The organism is Agrobacterium sp. LAD9 (assembly GCF_003031125.1).
GTDB lineage: Bacteria > Pseudomonadota > Alphaproteobacteria > Rhizobiales > Rhizobiaceae > Agrobacterium > Agrobacterium radiobacter.
In genome coordinates, this window is the sequence record NZ_PHGS01000006.1 from 260,249 (window position 1) to 282,415 (window position 22,167).

General features: G+C 58.7%; 23 protein-coding genes and 1 tRNA gene. 11 read left to right on the top strand and 13 right to left on the bottom strand.

Annotated features, from left to right (window positions below; translation table 11 throughout):
• The first annotated feature begins 226 nt into the window (after window positions 1-226).
• Window positions 227-1,720: an ABC transporter substrate-binding protein gene (locus DA915_RS06255; RefSeq protein ID WP_107675417.1), complete on the top strand. Its 1,494-nt coding sequence runs from the start codon at window positions 227-229 to the stop codon at window positions 1,718-1,720.
• 380 nt (window positions 1,721-2,100) lie between these two features.
• Here the strand turns inward: DA915_RS06255 and DA915_RS06260 are convergent, their stop codons facing one another.
• Window positions 2,101-2,355, bottom strand: coding sequence for a heavy-metal-associated domain-containing protein (locus tag DA915_RS06260; RefSeq protein ID WP_003502257.1), 255 nt, complete (start codon window positions 2,353-2,355; stop codon window positions 2,101-2,103).
• A 106-nt stretch (window positions 2,356-2,461) separates the two neighbouring features.
• Window positions 2,462-3,919: a TrkH family potassium uptake protein gene (locus DA915_RS06265; RefSeq protein WP_003502258.1), complete on the bottom strand. Its 1,458-nt coding sequence runs from the start codon at window positions 3,917-3,919 to the stop codon at window positions 2,462-2,464.
• An 80-nt stretch (window positions 3,920-3,999) separates the two neighbouring features.
• Here DA915_RS06265 and ilvA point away from each other — a divergent pair, with 80 nt between their 5' ends.
• The 3 genes from ilvA to DA915_RS06280 all read left to right on the top strand — a co-directional run bounded on the left by ilvA (window position 4,000) and on the right by DA915_RS06280 (window position 7,044).
• Window positions 4,000-5,274, top strand: a complete 1,275-nt coding sequence (gene ilvA, locus DA915_RS06270) for a threonine ammonia-lyase (protein ID WP_107675418.1) — start codon at window positions 4,000-4,002, stop codon at window positions 5,272-5,274.
• 75 nt (window positions 5,275-5,349) lie between these two features.
• Window positions 5,350-5,661: an HlyU family transcriptional regulator gene (locus DA915_RS06275; protein ID WP_003502261.1), complete on the top strand. Its 312-nt coding sequence runs from the start codon at window positions 5,350-5,352 to the stop codon at window positions 5,659-5,661.
• Window positions 5,662-5,778: 117 nt separating this feature from the next.
• A complete protein-coding gene (locus DA915_RS06280; RefSeq protein WP_080866074.1) occupies window positions 5,779-7,044 on the top strand; it encodes a diguanylate cyclase in 1,266 nt (421 codons plus the stop codon).
• 33 nt (window positions 7,045-7,077) lie between these two features.
• On the opposite strand, the gene DA915_RS06285 is transcribed toward DA915_RS06280, so the two are convergent.
• A complete protein-coding gene (locus DA915_RS06285; protein ID WP_003502265.1) occupies window positions 7,078-7,695 on the bottom strand; it encodes an FMN-dependent NADH-azoreductase in 618 nt (205 codons plus the stop codon).
• A 150-nt stretch (window positions 7,696-7,845) separates the two neighbouring features.
• Between DA915_RS06285 and DA915_RS06290 the strand changes: the two genes are divergently transcribed.
• Window positions 7,846-8,814, top strand: a complete 969-nt coding sequence (locus DA915_RS06290) for a LysR family transcriptional regulator (protein ID WP_107675419.1) — start codon at window positions 7,846-7,848, stop codon at window positions 8,812-8,814.
• Window positions 8,815-8,858: 44 nt separating this feature from the next.
• Here the strand turns inward: DA915_RS06290 and DA915_RS06295 are convergent, their stop codons facing one another.
• The 3 genes from DA915_RS06295 to DA915_RS06305 all read right to left on the bottom strand — a co-directional run bounded on the left by DA915_RS06295 (window position 8,859) and on the right by DA915_RS06305 (window position 11,964).
• Window positions 8,859-10,847, bottom strand: coding sequence for a bifunctional 2',3'-cyclic-nucleotide 2'-phosphodiesterase/3'-nucleotidase (locus DA915_RS06295; protein WP_107675461.1), 1,989 nt, complete (start codon window positions 10,845-10,847; stop codon window positions 8,859-8,861).
• 215 nt (window positions 10,848-11,062) lie between these two features.
• Window positions 11,063-11,398 (bottom strand): PilZ domain-containing protein, encoded by a 336-nt coding sequence (locus tag DA915_RS06300; protein ID WP_004441225.1) that lies wholly within the window; start codon window positions 11,396-11,398, stop codon window positions 11,063-11,065.
• Between the two features lie 98 nt (window positions 11,399-11,496).
• The gene (locus DA915_RS06305; protein ID WP_107675420.1) at window positions 11,497-11,964 is read right to left on the bottom strand and encodes a DUF1203 domain-containing protein; all 468 of its coding nucleotides are present in this window, start codon (window positions 11,962-11,964) and stop codon (window positions 11,497-11,499) included.
• A 164-nt stretch (window positions 11,965-12,128) separates the two neighbouring features.
• On the opposite strand from DA915_RS06305, the gene DA915_RS06310 reads away from it, so the two are divergent.
• On the top strand, window positions 12,129-13,013 hold the full coding sequence (locus DA915_RS06310) for a DUF4344 domain-containing metallopeptidase (protein WP_107675421.1): 885 nt from the start codon (window positions 12,129-12,131) through the stop codon (window positions 13,011-13,013).
• A 59-nt stretch (window positions 13,014-13,072) separates the two neighbouring features.
• Here the strand turns inward: DA915_RS06310 and sseA are convergent, their stop codons facing one another.
• From sseA to DA915_RS06330, 4 genes are all read right to left on the bottom strand, one after another.
• Window positions 13,073-14,494 (bottom strand): 3-mercaptopyruvate sulfurtransferase, encoded by a 1,422-nt coding sequence (gene sseA / locus DA915_RS06315; protein ID WP_107675422.1) that lies wholly within the window; start codon window positions 14,492-14,494, stop codon window positions 13,073-13,075.
• Between the two features lie 16 nt (window positions 14,495-14,510).
• A complete protein-coding gene (locus DA915_RS06320; protein ID WP_087743784.1) occupies window positions 14,511-15,248 on the bottom strand; it encodes an alanyl-tRNA editing protein in 738 nt (245 codons plus the stop codon).
• Between the two features lie 12 nt (window positions 15,249-15,260).
• Entirely contained in the window at window positions 15,261-16,298 is a 1,038-nt protein-coding gene (locus tag DA915_RS06325; RefSeq protein WP_107675423.1) for a cysteine synthase A, read from the bottom strand.
• Between the two features lie 122 nt (window positions 16,299-16,420).
• On the bottom strand, window positions 16,421-17,860 hold the full coding sequence (locus DA915_RS06330; protein WP_107675424.1) for a deoxyribodipyrimidine photo-lyase: 1,440 nt from the start codon (window positions 17,858-17,860) through the stop codon (window positions 16,421-16,423).
• Window positions 17,861-18,049: 189 nt separating this feature from the next.
• On the opposite strand from DA915_RS06330, the gene DA915_RS06335 reads away from it, so the two are divergent.
• From DA915_RS06335 to DA915_RS06345, 3 genes are all read left to right on the top strand, one after another.
• Window positions 18,050-18,319 carry a DUF982 domain-containing protein gene (locus DA915_RS06335; RefSeq protein ID WP_003502285.1) on the top strand — a complete coding sequence of 90 codons (270 nt, stop codon included), beginning with the start codon at window positions 18,050-18,052 and terminating at the stop codon, window positions 18,317-18,319.
• Between the two features lie 135 nt (window positions 18,320-18,454).
• Window positions 18,455-19,012: a methylated-DNA--[protein]-cysteine S-methyltransferase gene (locus DA915_RS06340; protein ID WP_107675425.1), complete on the top strand. Its 558-nt coding sequence runs from the start codon at window positions 18,455-18,457 to the stop codon at window positions 19,010-19,012.
• A 112-nt stretch (window positions 19,013-19,124) separates the two neighbouring features.
• Complete coding sequence (locus DA915_RS06345; RefSeq protein WP_020810805.1) at window positions 19,125-19,568, top strand: TIGR02594 family protein; 444 nt, start codon at window positions 19,125-19,127, stop codon at window positions 19,566-19,568.
• Window positions 19,569-19,626: 58 nt separating this feature from the next.
• Here the strand turns inward: DA915_RS06345 and DA915_RS06350 are convergent, their stop codons facing one another.
• Complete coding sequence (locus DA915_RS06350; RefSeq protein ID WP_003502291.1) at window positions 19,627-19,866, bottom strand: hypothetical protein; 240 nt, start codon at window positions 19,864-19,866, stop codon at window positions 19,627-19,629.
• Between the two features lie 170 nt (window positions 19,867-20,036).
• On the opposite strand from DA915_RS06350, the gene DA915_RS06355 reads away from it, so the two are divergent.
• On the top strand, window positions 20,037-20,426 hold the full coding sequence (locus DA915_RS06355; protein ID WP_107675426.1) for a DUF2934 domain-containing protein: 390 nt from the start codon (window positions 20,037-20,039) through the stop codon (window positions 20,424-20,426).
• Between the two features lie 101 nt (window positions 20,427-20,527).
• Here the strand turns inward: DA915_RS06355 and DA915_RS06360 are convergent.
• Window positions 20,528-20,602, bottom strand: a tRNA-Asn gene (locus DA915_RS06360).
• Between the two features lie 176 nt (window positions 20,603-20,778).
• Between DA915_RS06360 and DA915_RS06365 the strand changes: the two genes are divergently transcribed.
• Window positions 20,779-21,054 (top strand): hypothetical protein, encoded by a 276-nt coding sequence (locus tag DA915_RS06365; protein WP_107675427.1) that lies wholly within the window; start codon window positions 20,779-20,781, stop codon window positions 21,052-21,054.
• A gap of 5 nt (window positions 21,055-21,059) precedes the next feature.
• On the opposite strand, the gene DA915_RS06370 is transcribed toward DA915_RS06365, so the two are convergent.
• Window positions 21,060-21,704, bottom strand: coding sequence for an exopolysaccharide biosynthesis protein (locus DA915_RS06370; RefSeq protein WP_003502295.1), 645 nt, complete (start codon window positions 21,702-21,704; stop codon window positions 21,060-21,062).
• Window positions 21,705-22,167 lie beyond the last annotated feature (463 nt).

Here is a 22,167-nt window from a genome sequence, read left to right on the forward strand (position 1 = left end):
CAACGCAGTTACAGTTTTCTGTGGTTGTAAAAACAGATGAATCGTGTGTTTGCGAATTAATATCGGAATAAAATTCCGAGTATAAAACGTAAAATAGATAATATTCGAATGGATAATCGAGAGATATCCATAGAGTATTCTTGTTGTCTTCGTAATTATTGAGTGAAATTTCGAGAAAATGTACGAATTGTGAGCGTTGTCATCAAAAATAAAAGGGGAGTCTTCTATGATGAAGCACGCACTTTTGGCGACGTGCGCCGTTGTGGTCTCGTTTGGGACGCAGGCGGCGACAGCCGGAACGATCACCTATGACGATTATACCGGCGTCAAGACCGGCTGGCAGATGGCTTCCGACGATGCCTATCTCGGTTCGCGCGCGGGGTGTTTCGAAAGCCTGGTCCGCGTCGGCTATGACACCGCACTGGAGCCCGGGCTGGCCGAATCCTGGACGCAAACCTCACCGAAGGTCTGGGAATTCAAGCTGCGCAAGGGCGTGAAGTTCCAGAACGGCGAGCCGCTTAACGCTGCGGCCGCAGTCAATGCACTCACCAATCTTCTCAAAGCGCCCGTTCCGGCTCGCGCCTTTTCGCCCAAGCTGATCGCTGCCGTCGATGCTGGTGGCGACGATATCGTGAAGATCACGACCATCGAGCCATCGGTGCTGCTGCCGGCGCAAATGGCAAGCCCGGCGACTTCGATCCTCGCGCCATCCGCCTATAAGGATGGCAAGGTCGATCCGATCGGAACCTGCACCGGGCCATTCAAGATCACCAAGGTCGATGCCAACCAATATATGGAGCTGACCGCGAACCATGACTACTGGAACGGCATGCCGAAGCTCTCGGGCGGCCGCGTGAACTTTATTCCGGATGCCGATACGCGCGCCACCCAGATAAGAAGCGGTGAAGTGCAGATTTCGCGCGTGATTCCACCCTGGGCGGTAAAGACCATTGCAGCCACGAAGGGTGTGAAGGTTGCGCCGATTACCGTGCCCCGGATTACGGAAATGCTGCTCAATAATTCGAAGCCGCCGTTCAAGGATATCAAGGTTCGGCAGGCGATCCGGGCTGCCATCGACACCGCCGGTATTGCCGACAGCATCTATGAAGGCGTGGTAAAACCCGCAACGATGCCCTTCGCACCGGGAGAGCCGTGGGCGCCGAAAGATGTCACACCCGCTTATGACGTAGAGAAGGCGAAGGCTCTGCTGAAAGAGGCGGGAATTGCTCCCGGCAGCCTGAAGCTGACGCTTCTCGCCTACACTGAGAGAACCGAACTCAAGGATGTTGCCGCCGTTATCCAGGCCCAGTTGCAGGAAATCGGCATCAAGGTCGATGTGCGTGTTGCCGATTACACTGCGATCGAGCCCGATCTCCTGGCCGGTAATTTCGACATGGTTCTTCTGTCACGCGGTTATGCCACTGATGTTGCAGAACCGATCGGTTTCCTCAACGCCGACTACACCTGCGGAGGCGGCTACAACATCTCGCATTATTGCAGTGAGGAGACGGACAAGCTGATCAAATCGGCCTATGCGGCGGCTGAGCCGGCCAAGCGTTACGCCATCTATGCCGAGGCGGCGAAGAGGGTTTACGACGAAGCCGTCACCGTCTACCTCATCCACGAGACCGCTTTCGATGCCTATTCGGACAAGGTCGAAAACTTCAAACCTCATCCGATCAACTACTTCATCATGACTAAGGATCTGGCGGTGAAATAAGCCGACATGACATTGCTGACGAGGTATGGCCCGGCTCGCAAGAGCTGGGCCATATTGCTGATATGGTGCCGCCACGCCGTGGCTGGATGCCGGATCAGGCCCACTGCCGTCCGGGCCAAATTTCTGGACAATGTGCGTGATATTGATTTGGAATGACGAGCTACGCCAAACACTCCGGCGTCATCCTCGGGCTTGTCCCGAGGATGACGCGAGAGGCGTGAAGCCTTCGCCGCCGGCTTCGGTAGAGATATCTGTTCGGGAGGTGTGGAAGGACGAAGCTTGATCTCGTCCGACGGCTGTCACGCAGGTTCAGCGCGAAGCGGGGCAGGCAGCGCGACCCGGCGGCGGCAGGATGAAAGCGCCGCCGGCATCTTTTCGGATCAGGCGCGTGCTTCCGGCGTATAGCCAGCGGCGGTGATGATTTCGGCAATACGCGCTGCATCGGAGACGCCGCCAACCACGACCGTGCGGCTTGCCGGATCGGCATGCACGGCAGCGCCGGGAACGGTCTTTTCGATCGCGCCCTTGATCACACCGGCGCAGTGACCGCAGGTCATGTCTTCAACGTGGAAAGAAAGGTCGGCATCGACGGGTGCGGCAGTGGTTTCGGGGTGATGCTGATGGGCGGTGCACATAGGCGGTTCTCCATGGTTTGGAATTCTAACGGGAGGAGCCTGGACTATTCCAACGTGGGAAGGTCAAGCGCTTTATTCGCGCATGCGCAACATGTGTATCGCCGGATCAGCTGCGCCAGAAGATCGGCATCAGCAGCACCAGAACCGTCAGGATTTCCAGACGCCCGAGCAGCATCAGGACCGACAGGAGATAAAGCGCCGGGTCGCTGATCGTGGAGAAATTGCCGACAGGCCCGATGATCGGGCCGATGCCGGGTCCGACATTGGCAAGCGCCGTCGCAACACCCGATGTGGCGGTGAGGAAATCATAACCCATCAGGCTCATGGCAAGGCTGCCGGCAATCCACAGCGCGATGAAACAGCTGATGAACAGAAAGATGGTGCGGATGGTTTCCGGATCGACCACCTGCTGGCCGTAGCGCACCGAATAGACGGCATTCGGATAGATCAGCTTCTTCAAGCCGGCCCGCGCCACATTGAAGATGATGAGGAAACGATAGGCCTTGATGCCGCCCGCCGTCGAGCCGGAGCAGCCGCCCATGAAGGTCGCGAAAAAGGCGACGACGACGACGAAGGGACCCCAGAGCGTGTAGTCGTCGCTGGCAAAACCGCCGGTCGACAGGATAGAGGTCATGTTGAAGAAGGAATGGCTGAGCGCGTCGTCCAGCGGCACACCGTTTCTAAGGTGATGATAGACGCCCACCGCAATGGAGATCGCGCAGAGATAACCGAGGAAGACGGCGATCTGCGGGTCGCGCAGCGTCTCCAGCCGGCGGCGGACGGCAAGCAGGATCATCACCGAAAAGGGCAGGCTGCCGAATATCAGGAAGATCGTGGCGATCCACAGCAGCGCGGTATTGTCGAAATAGGCGAATGACGCGTCATGGGTGGAAAAGCCGCCGGTCGCGACGGTCGACATGGCATGGTTCAGCGCATCGAAATGCGACATGCCGGCAAAATCGAAGGCCACCGTGCAGGCGATTGTCATGATGATGTAGATCGCCACGAAAGCCCGTGTGAAGCTCGCCAGACGCGCGAAGGGCCGGTCGTTGCCGGTATCGGAAGATTCCATGCGAAAGAAGGTCATGCCGCCGACGCGGAGCAGGGGCAGGATGAAGAGACCGAGGGCGACGATACCGATACCGCCGAGCCAGCAGAGCAGGGATCGCCACAGAAGGATGCCCTGCGGCGCGTTGTCGAGGCCGGATATGGCCGTCGATCCTGTCGTGGTGATGGCCGAAACGGATTCGAAGATCGCCTGACCGGGCGTCAGGTCGAGTTCCGACAGATAGAGCGGAACCGCGCCGATGATGGAAAACACCAGCCAGAGCAGGTTGACGAGCAGAAAGCCGAAACGTTTGTTGAAGGAGGTGATCGGTCCGCGGGTCGCGAGCGCGCATGCAAGTGCAAAGCCGCCGCACATGAAACCCGAAAGCGCAAACACCATCCAGTCGTCATTGCCGTAATAAAGATCGGTCAGTGCCGGCAGAAACATGGCCGTCGCAAGGTAGAGCCCGAAGATGGACGCCACATATATGACCGAGCGCAGAAGGTTGCTGTTCAAGAAATGAAACCCGGAGTTCGTTGCCGCGCTGAAATGAGTCTTTGTCTCGGACGCCTTCCTATGGCATAGCGGGTGCCATTATGAATTTCAATGGATTGACTATCGTGGACAAGCAGCTTGTGGAAGCAGCGCGGCGGGAAGTGCGGGAGATATTTCCGGAAACGCCGTTGCAGTTGAATGAACATCTCAGCCGTCGGTATGGCGCGTCGATTTGGCTGAAGCGTGAGGATCTGTCCCCGGTTCGTTCCTACAAGATTAGAGGCGCTTTCAACTTTCTCCGCAAGGCGGTGGCGAAGGCCGGCAAGGACAAGATTTTCGTCTGCGCCTCGGCCGGCAACCATGCGCAGGGCTTTGCTTTCGCCTGCCGCCATTTCGGCGTTCACGGCGTTGTTTTCATGCCGGTGACGACACCGCAGCAGAAGATCGAGAAGACCCGCATCTTCGGCGGTGAATTCATCAGCATCCGTCTCGTGGGCGATATATTCGACCAGTGTTACGCCGCTGCCCGCCAGCACGTACAGGATAATGACGGTTACATGGTGCCGCCCTTCGATCATGAAGACATCATCGAGGGTCAGGCTACGGTTGCTGCCGAGATCATGGACCAGCTTCCGGAAGGCACGAAGCCTGACATCGTCGTCATGCCTGTTGGCGGCGGCGGTCTTTCGGCTGGCCTCACCGGCTTTCTGGCGGGCACCGTCCGCAAGGAGAACTTCGTATTCTGCGAGCCCGAGGGTGCGCCGAGCCTGAAGAAGAGCCTGGAGCGCGGTGAACCGGTGACGCTCACCAAGGTCGACAATTTCGTCGATGGCGCCGCCGTCGCCCGCATCGGCGACCTGAACTTCAAGGCGCTGAAGGATTTCCCGGCCGAGCAGGTCATGCTCATTCCGGAAAACGCCATCTGCGTGACTATCATCGAGATGCTGAACCTCGAAGGCGTGGTGCTGGAGCCTGCGGGTGCGCTCTCCATCGCCGCGCTGGAGAAGCTCGGTCGTGAGAGGCTGGAAGGCAAGACGGTCATCGCCGTGGTCTCCGGCGGCAATTTCGATTTCGAGCGCCTGCCGGATGTGAAGGAACGCGCCATGCGTTACACCGGCGTGAAAAAATATTTCATCCTGCGCCTGCCGCAGCGCCCTGGCGCGCTGCGCGATTTCCTCAACCTGCTCGGTCCGGACGACGATATCGCCCGTTTCGAATATCTGAAGAAATCGGCCCGCAATTTCGGTTCGATCCTGATCGGCATCGAAACCAACGCGCCGGAAAATTTCGCCGGCCTGCTGGAGCGCTTCGAGGCCGCTGGTCTCGGTTATGAAGACATCACCGAAAACGACATCCTGTCGAACCTGATTATCTGATCGGGGAGTTAAAGACAGGGGAGGGCGGATCACCTCCGCCCTTCAAACGTGACATAGATTGAGGGAGTGAAAGCCATGGCATCGTTTTTTTCCAAAATCCTCTCGGCCTTCGGCTCCGGCCAGCCGTCCTCGGACGCGCCGCAGAAGGTGTCGCAGGCTGAGCCGCATGCGCATGGCGACTATCTGATCTATGCGACGCCGATCAAGGAAGGCGGTCAGTTCCGCCTGGCCGGCCGCATTGAGAAAAAGGCCGGCGACGAGGTGCTGGTGCATGAATTCGTGCGCGCCGATGTCTTCAGCAGCCTGGACGATGCGGTGGAGTTCACGATCCGCAAAGCGAAGCTCATCATCGATCAGAACGGCACATCGCTTTTCCCAGGAAAATGATGACGTTTTCTTGCCCCGCACATTAAGATTCCGTTGTTTGCTTCGGCCTATCGTCTCTGAAGGGCATGGAGTCGCGCCAATCAACCCGCGCGACGTGAATCGATAAGGCATGTGCCGATGCAGTGGGCAAATCTGGCCCTCTTTTTGACGGAGGCCATCGTCTATTTTTCGGTAATGACGGCCTTCCTTCATTACCGGCATATTCTCGGCATCGGTGTTTTTCTCACCGCGCTGGGCGTCATGCATTTTCTGGAAACCTATCTGGCGGCCGTCTTTTACGTGCAGCTGCCTTTCGGCGTGGCGTCGCCCGGTTCCTCGATCCTTTTTGCCGGCAAGCTGATGATGATCCTCATGCTCTATATGCGCGAGGATGCAGCGGTGGTGCGCCAGCCGATCTATGGCCTTTTTCTCGGCAACATATTGACCGTCATCATGGCCCAGATCATCCGTTTTCATCAGACGGTGGCGATCGTGCCCGGACAATCGGTCAGTACCGGCTTTCTGGACGAGATGGGTGTGCTGATGGTCTGGGGCACCAGCCTGCTTTACATCGACGCCATCGCCATCATCCTGTTTTATGAAAAACTGGGGCGGTATCTGCAGCGCCATATCGTCCTGCGTTTCGGCATCTGCGGTGTCGTCATCCTCAGCCTCGATCAGGCGGGCTTTTACGGTGCGCTGCGACTTCTGTTCAACGCGCCGGTCGATGTGTTTTATGATGGCTGGAAGGCGAAGATGGCGGCCGTCGCGGTCTATTCGCTGCTCTTCGCCATCTATCTGTGGCTGACATCGGCCAAGGGCCGTTTCCTGATACGCCGCAACATTGCGGATGTCTTCAACGATCTGACCTTCCGTGAGCGCTACGAAGAGCTGTTATCCCGCTCCGGACGCGACATGCTGACGGGTGTCTCGGACCGCGCCCGCATGGAGCTCGACGCGCCCTCCATCGTGCTTGACTGCGCCGAGAAGAGGCGGGCGATCAGCGTGCTCATCGTCGATATCGACCATTTCAAGACCGTCAACGATACGTTCGGCCATCTGCGGGGCGATGAAATTCTTCGGGAATTCGCAGCAGTCATGAAGCGGTCGGTTCAACCACATGGCCATCTCTATCGTTTCGGTGGCGAGGAGTTTGTGGCCCTGCTTCCGGCGATGACACACGAGGCCGCACTTGCCTTTTCCGAAGGTCTGCGTGCCGCCGTGCTGACGGGTCTGCGCCGGCCCGACGGAACGCCCCTGACTGTCAGCATCGGTGTCGCGACCGGTCTGGAGGATGGGCGAGTATTCCTCGAACTTCTTTCCGAAGCCGACTCGCGGCTCTATGCGGCAAAAAATAACGGCCGGGATCAGGTCCACGGCCGTTACGGAATGTGGGTCGGCTGATACCTTGCCGGTACCAGCCTCCATTCAATTGTCTCAGGCGGCCTGCGCCAGCTCTTCAACCTTGGCTTCGGCGGCGGCCACAGCCTTTTCGACGGCTTCCGGGCCAAATGCCAGGCCTTCGACATAGATGACTTCCACATCCGTCATGCCCATGAAGCCGAGAACGGTCTTCAGATAAGGAACGGCGTGGTTCATCGAAACGGCCGGACCTTCGGAATAAACGCCGGCAGCGGCCAGCACGATGTAGACCTTCTTGCCGGTGGCAAGGCCAACCGGGCCGGTTTCGGTATATTTGAAGGTCTGGCCGGCGCGGGCGACGTTGTCGATCCACGATTTCAGACCGGAATAGATGTTGAAGTTGATGAGGCCGGTGCCGATGACGACGGTGTCGGCTGCCAGAAGCTCTGCAACCAGCTTGTCGGAATAATCGGCGGCAACCGCTTCTTCGGCGGAACGCTGGTCAGGCGACTTGCGGATCGCCGCGGTCTTGACGGTGTCGAGATGCGGGATCGGGTCAGCGGCGAGATCGCGGTGAACAAGGGTGTTGGAAGCCGACTTGGCCTTCAGCTTGTTTGCGAGCTCACCCGAAAACTTGTTGGAAACCGATTCGTCGCCACGCGGGCTGGAGGTGATGAGCAGAATGTTGGACATGGTCTTTTCCTTGCAGATGCGATGGATTGACGGGCGCCTTGGGAGGGCAGGCGTGCAGGATGCACGTCCTTTGCCCCCTATATGGAAAATTGCTGCCATCAAGAAAACTGTGATAATGTGGAAGCAATCTATCGATGAAATGGATGGAACATGGACGCGAACCCGACACTCGACCAATTGCAGGTATTTTTGACAGTTGCCGAGACCGGCAGTTTCTCCGCCGCGTCACGGGCGCTCAATCGCGCCCAGTCGGTGGTCAGCTACACGATCGCCAATCTCGAGGCGCAGCTTGAAGTCAGCCTGTTCGAGCGCAGCGGCGTGCGTCAGCCGCGGCTGACGGACGAGGGGCGCGCCATGCTGGAGGATGCAAGGCGCATCGTCGCCGGTCTGCAGGAAATGCGCGCGCGCGCCAAGGGGTTGAAACAGGGGCTTGAGGCGGAACTTTCAGTCGCCATCAGCACCATGGTGCCGACGGAGGCCGTCGTGGCTGTGCTACGGGATTTTCGCAAGGAATTCCCCACCGTCACCCTCAGACTCAATGTCGGCGAGCTGGGCATGGTGATGGATATGGTACTCTCCCGCAAGGCGGGCATCGGCATCGGCGGAGCGCTGCTGCGTCAGGACGATGAACTCGTCGTTGAAAAGATTGGCCATTCCTTCATGCTGCCGGTCGTCGCCGCAGATCATCCGCTGGCGCAGATCGAGCGGCCACTGATCCTGGCCGATGTGCGTGAGGAGGTGCAGCTTGTCGTTACCGATGCGTCCGGGCTGACCAAGGGCCGCGATTTCAACGTGCTGTCCTACAAGACATGGCGGGTCAGCGACATCGCCACGAAATACCAGCTCATCAAGGGTGGTCTAGGCTGGGGCGGTCTGCCCGCCTCCATCGTCCGCAACGATCTTACCAACGGCAGCCTGAAAGCGCTTGAACTGGAGGCCTATGAGCAGGGCGAATATCCGCTCTTTGCGCTCCGCCGGGTCGATACCCCCGCCGGCCCCGCCGGTCAGTGGCTGGCCACAGCGTTTCAGCCGCGTCTCTCGGCTTGCCCGAACCAAAAGGATTTCAACGGAATGCTTACCGCGAAAAAGCAGAGGAACATCGCTATCGCCGCTGAGTGACAGTCTCGCCCTCCCGGCCCGTTTCAACCGGGAGGGCGAAGCTTTTAGAGAACCAGACGGAACTTCGCGAAACCTTCCGCGCCGTCACCGGCATCCTCGATTTTCGCGCCCTTGATATCTCCCGCATAGTGGCGGCCCTTCGGGCCGGTCTCGAAGATCGCCGTGGTATTGGCGACAGGCGCGAAGGACCAGTTGGCATCCGCAGACGGGTTGATGGTGCCCTGATCGATGATATAGCGCACGATCACGTCGCGGTTGGTATCGGGCGCCACGAAGATCACCTTGTCGCCGGCGATATCGGGGAATTTGCCGCCGCCGCTTGCCCGGTAATTATTGGTGGCGACCACGAATTTCTGCTCGGGATCGATCGGCTTGCCTTCAAATTGCAGGTTGACGATGCGGTTGCTGTCCGGATTGACGGCCTTGCCGTCCTTGTCGAATTTCGCCGGTTTGGAAATGTCGATCTGATAGGTCACGCCGTCGATGACATCGAAATTATAGGACGGGAAATCCGCGTTCAGCAGCGGCGCATCCTTTGCCCCGGCTTCGACCGTATTGAACATACCGGCCGACATTTCCAGCCAGTTCTTCACCTGCGCGCCGTTGATCAGCACCGCCTGCACCGTGTTGGGGTAAAGATAGAGGTCGGCGACGTTCTTGATGGCAATGTCACCAGCGGGGACATCGGTATAATAATCCGCACCGCCGCGACCGCCCGACTTGAAGGGCGCTGCTGCCGAAAGTACGGGCAGATCCTTGTATTGCCCTTCCTTCAGCATATCCTTGATGTACCAGGTCTGGGCATTGGAAACGATCTGCACGGATGGATCGTCCGCTACCAGCGCGAAATAGGAATAGAGCGGCGCGGAGGTCTTGCCGACCGGACGGCGCACATAGGCAAGGGCGGCCTCGTGATCGGCCTTGGCGGCGGCGAGGATTTCCGCTTTATCCGTGAAATCGGCGACGACCTTGCGGTTTTCGTCACGATGATAGATCGGCCGGGCCTCGGAGGTGAAGTCGACGATCTTCCAGCTCTTGCCGTCCTTTTCAAGCAGCAGATCGATGAGGCCCATATGCGAGCCCCAGAAACCGGCCATGACAGCCGGCTTGCCCATCAACGTGCCCTTGACCGCATCCGCACCCTCAATGCCGTCCCAGGTCTTCGGACCCGGGAAAACGAGGTGCTGGTGGCCGGTGAAGATGGCGTCGATGCCTTCGACGGCAGCCAGATAAAGCGAGGCGTTTTCCATGCGCTCCGTCTGGCCCTTGCCGTCGATGCCGGAGTGGGAAAGGGCGATGATGATATCGGCGCCTTCTTCCTTCATGACCGGAACCCAGGCTTTCGCTGCCTCGACGATGTCACGTGTCTGGGCCTTGCCTTCGAGGTTCTTGGAATCCCACATCATGATCTGCGGCGGCACGAAGCCGATGATGCCGACCTTGACCGGGCTCGTCACGCCGCCGCCGTCGCGGATCTGTTTTTCCAGAATGACATAGGGCTTGAAGAACAGCTCGTCGTTTTTCGGATCGGAAGCAAGCTGGCCCTTGGTGAGGTTGGCGCAGACGTAAGGGAAACCCGCGCCGGCCAGCGTGTTCGACATATAGTCGAGGCCGTAATTGAATTCGTGGTTGCCGAGCGTGCCGCAATCATAACCCAGCACATTCATGGCGTTGATCACGGGGTGCTTGTCGCCGGCCTTCATGCCGCGCTCATAGGCGATATAGTCGCCGAGCGGATTGCCCTGCAGGAAGTCGCCATTGTCCACCAGCATCGAGTTACCAGCTTCGGCGCGGATGGTGTCGATGATCGAGGCGGTGCGGGCGAGCCCCATCGTGTCGTTCGGCTTGTCGGCGTAATAATCATAGGGAAAGACATGAACATGGATGTCAGTCGTTTCCATGATGCGCAGATGCGCCTGGTTGGTCGCTGCGCGCGCAGCAAAAGGGTGCAGCAGCACCAGCGCCGAGGAGGCCGCGATGCCGCCCAGAAGCGAACGCCGGGTGATGGGGTGGAGAGCGAGAAGCGACGACATGGGAACTCCTTCGAATGAAGCTTGCTCTGTCATGAAAAACGACAGGGTAGAAGCAATCGCAGAGGAGTCCATCACCAAAATGACAGGCCCGTGACGGATGGGCCTGTTTTCAACCGTTTGATAAATTTTTTGTCACGGCAGCGCAGCGCGGGTGTCGCCGTACCGGAGAATGCGCATCGTCCGCCCTGCGCATTCCTCTTCGCTGGACCAGCGGATTAGCGGGCGAGGGTCGGTTTCACGTCTTCATGGAAGAAGCGGAAATAGGAGGAGAGCTGCGCCAGCGTGTTGGTGGAAAGCTTGAGCTGCAGGCCGAGGCGGTTCATGTGCTGCCACTGCACGACGCCTTCGATGAAGCCCAGATCCTCACTCTGCACCTTGACCCGACTGCCCTTGGCGGCGGCGAAAGGCCCGTCCAGTTCGAGCGCCATCCCCGTCGCCGAAAGATCGACCACGCGTCCCCTGGTCGACTGGCTGAAATAATGCACGGTCGCAAAAATTCTGGTTTTGCTGCGGGGCGCAGTCCGGGTCGCCATATTGAGGTTATTTGTCATGTTGCTGCTCAAATCAATTGTTTCCGATACCATGCATCATGGCGCAAAAAGCTTGAGAGCCGTTTAGTTCTTCTCTTAAAATTGCAGGTAATTGCCGATTATGCTGTGTCGATACGGCACTGATAGCAATTATTACGGGCGGATCGCACATGCACATAAGCGACATCAGCGCGCTCCAGAAGGCGCCGTGCGCGCGACACGATCTCGCCCGTCGCCGTCACCGCGCCGGTGCCGTAGACGATGCGGTCATCGGCTCCATAACCCCGCACGATGTAATCCGGGCTGTCCAGCATCGGCGGGACATCCTGCGTCTGCGGATAGCGCTCACAGGCCTCGGCATGCAGAAAAACCGGTCCCGTTTCCGCATAAGGCTGTAGCGAGGGGAAAGGCCGGTAGGCGAGGATCAGCATCCCGTCGCCTTCGCCGATCTGGCGAAGGCAGTGGCGGCAGGGCATGCCGCCTGGAGAAACGGCTTTTTCCGGCGGATTGCCATAGGCGTCGGCGGCTCCCGCCCGGAAGGCCTCGGCTTCCTTAGCCGGCATTGCGGTAAAAACGAGATCGGTCATGTCGGGGCCTTCTGGGTTGGGATCGGCGTTGCTTCTTTGCAGCTATGGTCCCGAAATGGATCACTATCCACCCGATTCTTGACAGGCGATGCAACCAGCCCATTGCGTGACTCGTTAGCTTCGGGAATCAGTGACGCTCCTCGTTTCCCGGAAGGTCTGATTTTATGTTCCGTCGTTTTCTGGCCGCCGTTCCGCTGGCTTTCGTATCGTTGACGGCTCCGATGCAGGCCGAGGCGCAGGTCGCCTCCGGTCTCGACGGCCTGTCCGACGATCAGCTTCAGCAGGCGGTCAATTTCGTTATCGGCAACGCGATCTTCTCGCTTTATCACGAAGGCGCACGCATGCTGATCTCGGATTTCGGGACGGCGGACACGGCAAGTGTTCAGGCCCCGGCCGATCAGCTGGCCGGCACGCTCATCCTTCAGGCCAATGAGGAATGGCTCGACACCGCGCTCGTCAACGCCACCGACAGCTGGTATCTCGCACGTGAGGCGGAGACCCTGCCGGCGCACGAGGCTCCCGTCTTTTCCGCGCTGGTGCCCGACAGGAGCCGCGACCGCAACATGGCCTGCCTGATGGTCGGCCGTGACAAGGATGGTTATGGCGATCTGGCCGCCATGATGGGGCTCAACAATGCCGAGTTCGACAAATGCGCCGCCGCCTATCCCGGCGTTGCGTCGGCCTGGGAGAATTTTCTGAGCAGCCACCGCAGCCAGACGCCATCCAGATTTGCCGTCAGCTATGTGCCGCCGCGCGATCCGGAACTTGAGCCCTATGCCATCATGGTCAAGGAATCGAAGATTCTCGATCTCATCAGCCGCAGCTTTGGCGGCTATGGCCTGAAGGGAGACGTCAAGCTGACGGCCAGGTCCTGCGGCCGTCCCGATGTCTACTGGTCAGCCGAAAAGCGCGAAATCACCTATTGCTACGAGCTTGGTAAATTCCAGGCGGAGCTGATTGCCGATCATCTGCTGAACACGGTCACGGAAGACAAGGGGGCCGCCGGCGGCCATATTCCGACGGCGGTCAATCTCGAACGGGAAATCTGAGGCATATTGCCGGACGCTGGTGATCTGGCCTCCTGAACGGGGAGGGGGCCAGCCACCCCTCAATTGCGCATCGAGATTTCCAGAAGTTCCGTATCGGCGAGCGGCTCCACCCAGGCTTCATAGGTGCCGACGGGCGAAAAGCCCATCATCTGGTAAAGCTGCAACGCGCGCGGATGGTCGAGCGTATTGGTGGTCACCGTCACCCGCTGCGGATTGTCCTGCCAGGCGGCATAAAGCGCCTGCAGGAGAAACCATTTGCCGACGCCGGCACCGATCGCCTCTTCGAGCAGGCCGAAATAGGACAGCTCTGTCACCTCGTCGCTCGCCTTGTTCAGTTCGAAGAAACCGGCGGGCGCACCGTTCATATAAAGGACCGTGACGCTGTTTTTCGGATCGCGCAGGATGGCGGAAAGCTCCGCATCGCTCATGCGCATGCGCTTTTGCCAGTGCCAGCGCTTCCCCACCCGCCAGTAGAGATAGCGGTAGAAATGCAGGGGAATATTGTTGACGCGCATCAGCGCCGTCTGGATGTTGACGGGGATAGGCAGGCTGACCTTCGGCGGCGCGGTCATTTCGAGCTGCGTCACATGCGCCTTCAGCGGCCCATGCGATACCACAGGAACGGGCTCGGCGGGGCCGGTAACAATAGGCGTATCTTCCAGTCCGCCCCATTCCGACCAGGAGCCATCATAGAGCGAATTGTCCTGATGGCCGAGCGATTCAAGCGCCAGCGTAATGACGGCGGCGGTGACGCCCGAGCCGCAGCTCGTCACCACCGGCTTCGTAAGGTCGATGCCGGCATCGGTCACCATCTTGCGGATGGCGGTGAGGTTCTTGAAATGACCATTCTCGGAAAAGGCGGTCGCGGGCAGGCTGCGCGCGCCGGGCATATGGCCGGAACGCATGCCGGCACGCGGCTCGGCCTCGTCGCCGGTGAAGCGGCCTGCTCCGCGAGCATCGGCGATCTGCTTTTCACCGCTGTCGACGATGCCGCGCATCGTTGACAGCGACGTCACGCGCTTTTCGTTGAAATCGGGTGTGAAGGTTGCGGGTTCGATTTCCGGTGTGCCGGTTTCGAGCGGCCGGCCTTCGCGCTTCCAGCCGTCCAGTCCGCCATCCAGCACATAGGCCTTGCGCACGCCCATCACCCGCAGCATCCACCAGACGCGCGGTGCGGAAAAGAAACCGGGGCCGTCATAGACCACGATCGTGTCGGTATCGCTGAGCCCGAGCTCGCCAGCCTGTTCGGCAAAGAACTCCGGCGAGGGCAGGGAATGCGGCAGGCCGGTCGTATGATCGGCGATCTTGTCCTGATCGAAGAACACGGCGCCGGGCAGGTGACCGGCCGCATATTCTTCCGCGCCGTTGCGTTTATGCGCCGGCAGATACCACGAGGCATCAACGAGACGAAACCCGGCCGTGCCGAGTTGTTTTTCCACCCAGTCCGCCGAAACGACGAAACGGCTCTTATCCGTGCTCACGATGTCTCTCCTGATTTCAGGCAGCAGCTTCAGGCGCGCCGAAACGAATGCGGAACCGCCTGTTCTCCTTGCCCTTCTTTTCTATCTTGGCAATGTGAATATCGCCCACTTCCTGCGTTTCGGAAACATGGGTGCCGCCGCAGGGCTGGCTGTCGATGGCAGAATTTTCGCCGATGCAGACAAGGCTGACCCGGCCGAGGCCCATTGGCGGGCGAACATTCTTGGATTTGACGATGCCCGGATTGGCCTGCAGCTCCTCGTCGGTAATCCATTGCAGGAAAACGGGATGGTTGGCTTTCACCAGGTCCATCAGCTTTGCCGTGACCTCATCCTTGTCGATGGTCTCCGACATATCGAAATCGACACGCGATTCGTCCTCGCCGACGGCGGCTCCGGTGATCGGCCATTGGCAGACAACGGACAGAAGGTGGCAGGCGGTATGCATGCGCATCAGCTTGTAACGGCGTGGCCAGTCTACATGCAGGGTCAGCTTTTCGCCGATCTCGGGGGAAGGCTGGCCTTCGAGCGGCACATGGACAATCACGCTTTTGTCGGCACCGTTTTTGGTGATGCCGAGTTCGATGCGCGACCCGTCTCCCCGCTCGAGAAAGCCGCTATCGCCCGGCTGGCCGCCGGAGGTGGCGTAAAAGCAGGTCTGATCCAGCTCTATGCCGCCATCCTCATGCACCGCCGTGACGATCGCTTCTGCGGTGGAAAGATAAAAATCGTCACGGAACAGGGCATTCACAGGCATTTCGGCATGTCCTCAAACGGTTTCGTACGGAACCGCAATCTCGCTTTTCGTCGCCAGCCACTGTGGAATCGGAAGTCCCTTGGAACGCAGGAAATCCGGATTGAAGAGCTTCGACTGATAACGATTACCGTAGTCGCAAAGTATCGTCACGATGGTATGCCCCGGACCAAGCTCGCGGGCAAGGCGGATTGCGCCGGCAATGTTGATGCCGGAGGAGCCGCCGAGGCAAAGCCCTTCTTTCGTGACCAGATCGAACAGAACCGGCAGCGCCTCTGCATCGGAGACGCGATAGGAAAAGTCAGGCGTGAAACCTTCCAGATTGGCGGTGATGCGGCCCTGTCCAATACCCTCGGTAATGGAGGACCCTTCCGACTTCAGGACGCCGTGCTTGTAAAATTCGTAGAGGGCGGCACCTTCGGGATCGGCAAGGCCGATCTTGATGTCGGGATTGAAATCGCGCAGGCCATCAGCCACGCCCGCAAGCGTTCCGCCGGAGCCGACCGAGCATATGAAACCATCGACCTTGCCGTCCGTCTGATCCCAGATTTCAGGAGCGGTCGTTTCGATATGGGCCTGACGGTTGGCGATATTGTCGAACTGGTTGGCCCAGACCGCGCCGTTCTCGTCGGTCGCGGCAAGCTGTTTTGCCAGCCGCCCGGAGACCTTTACGTAATTGTTCGGATTGGAATAGGGGGCTGCCGGAACCTCGACCAGCTTTGCGCCGAGAAGCTTCAGCGCGTCCTTCTTTTCCTGGCTCTGCGTCTCGGGAATGACGATGACCGTCTTGTAGCCGAGCGCATTGGCGACCAGCGACAGGCCGATGCCGGTGTTGCCCGCCGTGCCTTCCACGATGGTGCCACCCGGCCGCAACTGTCCGCGCCGTTCGGCGTCGCGGATGATGTAGAGCGCTGCGCGATCCTTCACCGACTGACCGGGATTGAGGAACTCCGCCTTGCCGAGGATTTCACACCCCGTCGCTTCAGAGGCGGCTTTCAGACGGATGAGCGGCGTATTGCCGATAGCACTGAGCGCAGAGGAGTGAATGGTCATGATTGAGCCTTCTTGTCTGAGCGGAAATTAGGTGCCGTTATGTCCCGTTACAACCGCTTCAAGGCAAGAAATTATCTTCCCGGCTTTGGCTTAGCCACGCAAAATTTTGCCGATACCCAATTTTATGCGTTTTTCTTGACTTCGGCATAGGCGGAAAGCGCTCTTTCCCGCGCCTTTCCATGGTCGACGATCGGCAGCGGATAGGTCTTGCCAAGCTCGATGCCCGCCTTCTTCAAGGCCTCTTTGGGCGCCTCGAACGGCTTGTGGATGTATTTCCGGTCGAGCTTTTCAAGCTCCGGCACGAAGCGGCGCACATAGTCGCCATCGGCGTCGAATTTCTCGCCCTGCAGGATGGGGTTGAAGATGCGGAAAAACGGCGAGGCGTCCGCACCCGAACCCGCCACCCATTGCCAGTTGGCGGCATTTGAGGCCGGGTCGGCATCAACAAGCGTATCGCGGAACCATTTCTCGCCCTTGCGCCAATCGATCAGCAGATGTTTGATGAGGAAGGAGGCAACGATCATGCGCACCCGGTTATGCATGGTGCCGTGTCGCCACAATTGCCGCATGCCGGCATCCACGATCGGATAACCCGTCATGCCGCGCGTCCAGGCCTTGAAGGATGTCTCGTCGTCCCGCCAGCCGAAGGCGTCGAAACTCTCGTTCCAGTTCTTCTCGTCCAACTCAGGGAAATGAAACAGCAGGTGATAGCAGAACTCCCGCCAGACGATTTCCTTGCGGAAACGGCTGATATCGTTTGAGGCGATATGCCGGGAAAGCCCCTTCGTCGCGTGCCAGACGGTGGCGGGTGATATTTCACCCAGGGCCAGATGCGGCGAGAGCATGGAGGTTGCGTCCTTTGCCGGAAAATCGCGACCTTCTTCATAGCCTTTCAGGACGCCATCGATGAAATCATCGAGTTTCTCCTGCGCGCCGCCCTCGCCGGGAGCCCAGATGTCGCTGAAGTGTTTCGCCCAGTCTGGTTTAGTGGGCAAGAGCTTCCAATCGGAGAGCTTCTCAGATTCCGGCCATGCCTTCGGCGCTTTCAGGCTCTTCGGCGCGTCCGCCGGCGCATGCGGCTCCTCGCCGCCCTCTAGCGCCCGCCAGAAGGGCGTATAGACCCGGTAGGGACCGCCGGATTTCGTCTGCAGCCGGGATGGTTCATGCAGCAGGTGCCCGGAAAAGCTGCGAACGGTCAGGTCATCGTCGCGCAGCTTCTGCTTCAGCGCCTTGTCCGTCGCCACGCCTGTTGGATCGTAACGGCGGTTCCAGAACACTGCGTCAGCGCCGGTTTCGGATATCAGCTGGCGCAGCGTCTCGCCGGCGTCGCCGCTTGCAAGAACAAGGCGACCGCCGATTTTTTCCAGCGCGGCGGAAAGGCAGGCGAGGGAGTGGTGAAGCCACCATTCCTGCGCGCCGCCGAGCGGGCCGCAGGATTTTTCCCTGACATAGACGGGGATGACGGGGCCGCCATGCTCCACGGCGGCAAGCAGGGCAAGATTGTCCGAAAGGCGCAGGTCCTTGCGGAACCAGACGATGGCGGGGGAGGCTGTTGTCGGCATGAAAGGACCCGGTTCACTTCCGCTTGAACGAGTGTTGAGACGCTTTGTTCCGCAAATCGGCTAGAATGGAAAGATGGAGGTACATGGTTTCTCGAGGGTTATTTTTTCGCCCTTGAAACCGCTGATGAAGGGAACCAACTGGAGGGGCCGGCGTTTGTCGCGGGTTAATAGAGCATGGAAGTGCAATCAATGTTGCTGAACGACGTTAAGTGGGAAAAGCCGGTTACCATCTCCCTTGAAAACGGTGCTCCCCGGATTTTCAATGGCGTTTACGAAGCCTTCGATTTTCTTCAGCACGAATGGCCCGAACGTGGCGACAAGGCGCATGAACAGGCGCTGCGTCTGTGCCGCGCCTCGCTGATGGGCGATGTGGCGGGAGAAATCGCCCGCACGGCTTTCGTTGCCGCCAGCCGGCAGGCGCAATGCCTTGTAGAAGAGCAGGGCAAAATCGCATCCTGAGCGGATTTTCAGGACTGACGCGTAAAGGGCCACCCGCCAAAAACGGGTGGCCTTGTTTGTTGAGAGGCAGGAAACGGGTTGTTTCGCATGCGGGATATGGCATCGTGCATGCGAAAAGGCGAATGAGTGACGGCAATGAGCAATAACTACGGCTATATTGTTTTTCCGACGGCCCTTGGCCATTGCGGCCTTGCCTGGGCGGGGCGGGGTATCGCGCGTCTGCAATTGCCCAGCTCTGACGCCGGTGAGACTGAAAAACTTCTCCAGAAGCGCCTGCCATCCGCCTGCATTGCCGTTCCGGAAACACGCACGCGTGAGGTGATTGCAATGATCACCCGTTATTTCGGCGGCGAGCAGATCGATTTTACGACCGTAGAACTCGATCTCGCCGGACAGGAGCGATTTTTCCTCGATGTTTACGCTGTTGCGCGGCAGATCGGCTGGGGCGACACCACGACCTATGGCGGCATCGTAAAGACGCTAGGCCTCGGCATGGAAAAGGCCCGCGATGTCGGTCAGGCCATGGCGAAAAATCCGGTGCCACTGATCATTCCCTGCCACCGGGTTCTCGCTGCCGGCGGCAGGCTTGGCGGCTTCTCCGCACCGGGCGGAACCACCACCAAATTGCGCATGCTGGATCTCGAAAATGCCGGCCGCAGCCGCGCCGATGAGGCGCAGGGCAGCCTGTTCTAAGCAATGACAGATCAGCGCACATGAATAGGTGTCTGATTTCTGCCCATTTCTCGTCAAATTGTCGCTAAATTGTCACAATACACGGGCGCCCTCTAACATAAGGGCGAGACGTTTGAGAGTATCCGCGTTAATTCTATCCGTTGCCTTGTCTTTTACAGTCGTTGCATCGGCCTCGGCCGGCATGCTGAACCAGGCGGAAAAATACACCGGGCTGCACGAGTCCAAGAACAACAAGAGCCTCAAGAATATTCTTGGCGCAAATCCCCGCAGCACCCCATGGTGCGGCCTTTTCCTGCATGCTGTCGCCAGCAAGGCCGGCCGGCAGTCTCCCAAATCCTATGGATTTGCGAAGTCCTGGACATCCTTCGGTTATGCCGTTCCGGTGGGCCAGGCCAAGCCGGGCGATGTCGTTGTCATTCGCAACGGCCGCGGTTATCACGCCGGCATTTTGAAAAGCATGAGCGGCAAGACCGCCCAGATCCTCGGCGGCAATCAGTCCGGCCGGGTGCAGGTGTCGAACTTCAATCGCAAGGCCATCGTGTCGGTCCGTCGATAAAATCTCCAGACATTCCTTTGATAAAGGCGGGCTTTGACCCGCCTTTTCCATTTTCGGCCTATGGCTGCTCTCTGGTGCCCGGCGCCGCCTCGCGCTGGTCGTCGTCCTCAAGGTCCGTAGCGACGATAAAGGCATCCTCATGCTGCCTTGCCGCCTGCCGGCGTGCACGCAGGCTCATGCTCTCGTCCGGGTAAATCTCGCCGTCCTTTGCTTTCAGCTCGCTGTCGGTTTCGAAACGCGCGACATCCTCGTCGCGAATATCAAGCGGTTCGGTTTTCGGCTTTTGCGGGGTGTTCATGAAATGGTCTCCTGCGGGTTTCTGCAGGGCAAACGATCCGCGGTCGACAACGGTTCCCTTTCACGCGGAAATGCTCACCCGCGACGAAACCGCGCGGAACAAACTCTGGCTTTTTTTGTTTTTTCAGTGGCACAATCAAAACCGGTGCAACACGAAGAGGGAGGTCCGTTATGAGCCATGACCGCGAAGCCGCAATCCGTGAAAAAGCGCGCGCAATATGGGAGAGGGAAGGAAGACCCGACGGGCATCATGAAAGACACTGGATCGAGGCAGAACGGGAACTTTCCGCAGATGCGGAAGCGGCAAAGTCCAAAAGCGGGAATGGCGTGAAGAAGCCAGCTGCCGCGAAGGCGTCAGCGAAGAAAACGCCAGCGAAAAAGGCAGCCTCGGCAAAGGCCAAATCCCCGGCGGTAAAATCGCTTGAGAAGGAGCAGAAATCTGCGGTCAAGAACAAGGACGACGATTTGACCGAGAGCCTTGAGGAGAGTTTTCCGGCAAGTGATCCGCCGGCACTGACCAACGCCACAAGGGCGACGAAACGGGTGGTCAAGAAGACCTGACCGTTTGACGGCTGAATAATCGGGAATTCAGGAAAATCCCCGATCCAAATCGGGCGAATTGCAGCGGCACTTCGCTCTTCAAAACATGTTTTTGAGAGAGATGGCTCCCCGGGCCGGATTCGAACCGGCGACCTGTCGATTAACAGTCGAATGCTCTACCGCTGAGCTACCAGGGAACGTGCACCGCTTGGCGCGGTGTGAGCGGGGTAATACAAATGCTTTTCCGATTTGCCAAGCGGTTTTTTCAAAAAAAACGCATTCCTCTTGTTTTATCCCTCCAGAGTCCCGATTTTCCGGGCTTATCGGCGGTGAAAAAATTATCCACAGGCCAGATGAAAAAGGGCAGGATGGAATGAAATTCGGTATCGACCACAGAACGCATCGTCTCCATGTCGGAAAATGGAGCATTGCCATGCCGCGTTCGCGCGTCGGCAGGATCGCGACGGGCTCGGCTCTGGTGGTGGGCGGAACGCTGGGTTTCCTGCCCGTCCTTGGCTTCTGGATGATTCCGCTTGGTCTCATCGTGCTTTCCCACGATCTGCCCGTGGTTCGCCGCCTGCGGCGACGGCTGGCGGTCTGGTGGGCGTCGCGGCAGAACAGCCGCGACAGCCGTAATGGCGGCCGGTGATAGGTCTAAGCGCCGAAGGAGCTGCTGATGCCCTGGCCGGCCCAGAAAGCCGCATAGGCGAGCGCTGCGAAATAAATCGTCGTCAGACCCAGGAAAAGATAGCCGCCGAGCACGGTGACGCCATCCCGCTGAATCATCCCGGCCGAAAAAAGCAGGATCGCGACGCCCGGAAGGGTGTTGGAGAAGGGAATGAAGCCGAGCGGCATCATCAGCAATACGCCCGCCGTCATCAGCGCAAGCCCGTTTATCCGGTTGGCGATGATGCCCGTCGTCAGCGCGGGAATGCGCGGACGGATGAAACCATCGAGCTTGGAGACAATGGCGACGCCTTTTTGAAGGGCGGGAACAAGCTTTGCCGTTTCCATCTGCCGGTCAAGAATTTTTGCCGGCAACCATGGCAGGCGATTGAGGGTGATTGCCAGACTGACAAGGATGATCGCTGCGCCAAAGACCGTGCTGACGCCGGGAATGGAAACCGGAATGAGAAAGGGTAGAGAGGCGATCGCGCAGATGAGCAACAGGCCCTGTTCGCCGATTGCTTCCATCAACTCGCGCAACGTGATCGTCTGACCCTGCAGCTTTCCTATCAGCTTCTCAAGCGTCGTGCTGAGCTTTTCAGACGTATCAGTGAATGCGAATTCGTTCGTCATACGGCTTCCCGGGAGTTGTTTTAACTCCGGGCTTGATAACATTCATCCGGCCCAATGCCTATCGTTGATAGAAACGGAGCCTTTCACATTTGGTCGAGTGGTTCCGTCCTGCTCAGTGCGAAACCCAGCTGCTGTAAGCCCCTGCAAGAAGAACCACCAGCAGAATGACAAGTATGACCGGATTGATCGATGTAACGAAGCTTACATATTCCATGATAACTTCCTCCTCTTCCGTCCACCTTCATTCTACAGCAAAAAGGCGAGCTCATCTACCACAGGGTGAAATTTCGCATCGCAGCAACCGGCTCTCGGTATGGGCGGGAAATGCTCGTCATTATGATTTTTTGCGATGCAAAAATAAATTTTCCAACATTTGCCATTCTCTTGCGTTGTCTCTAATTCTCATTCGGGTTCGGTCTCTCCCGCCCGCCGGCCGCCGTCGGCAAACCACATGAATCACCGC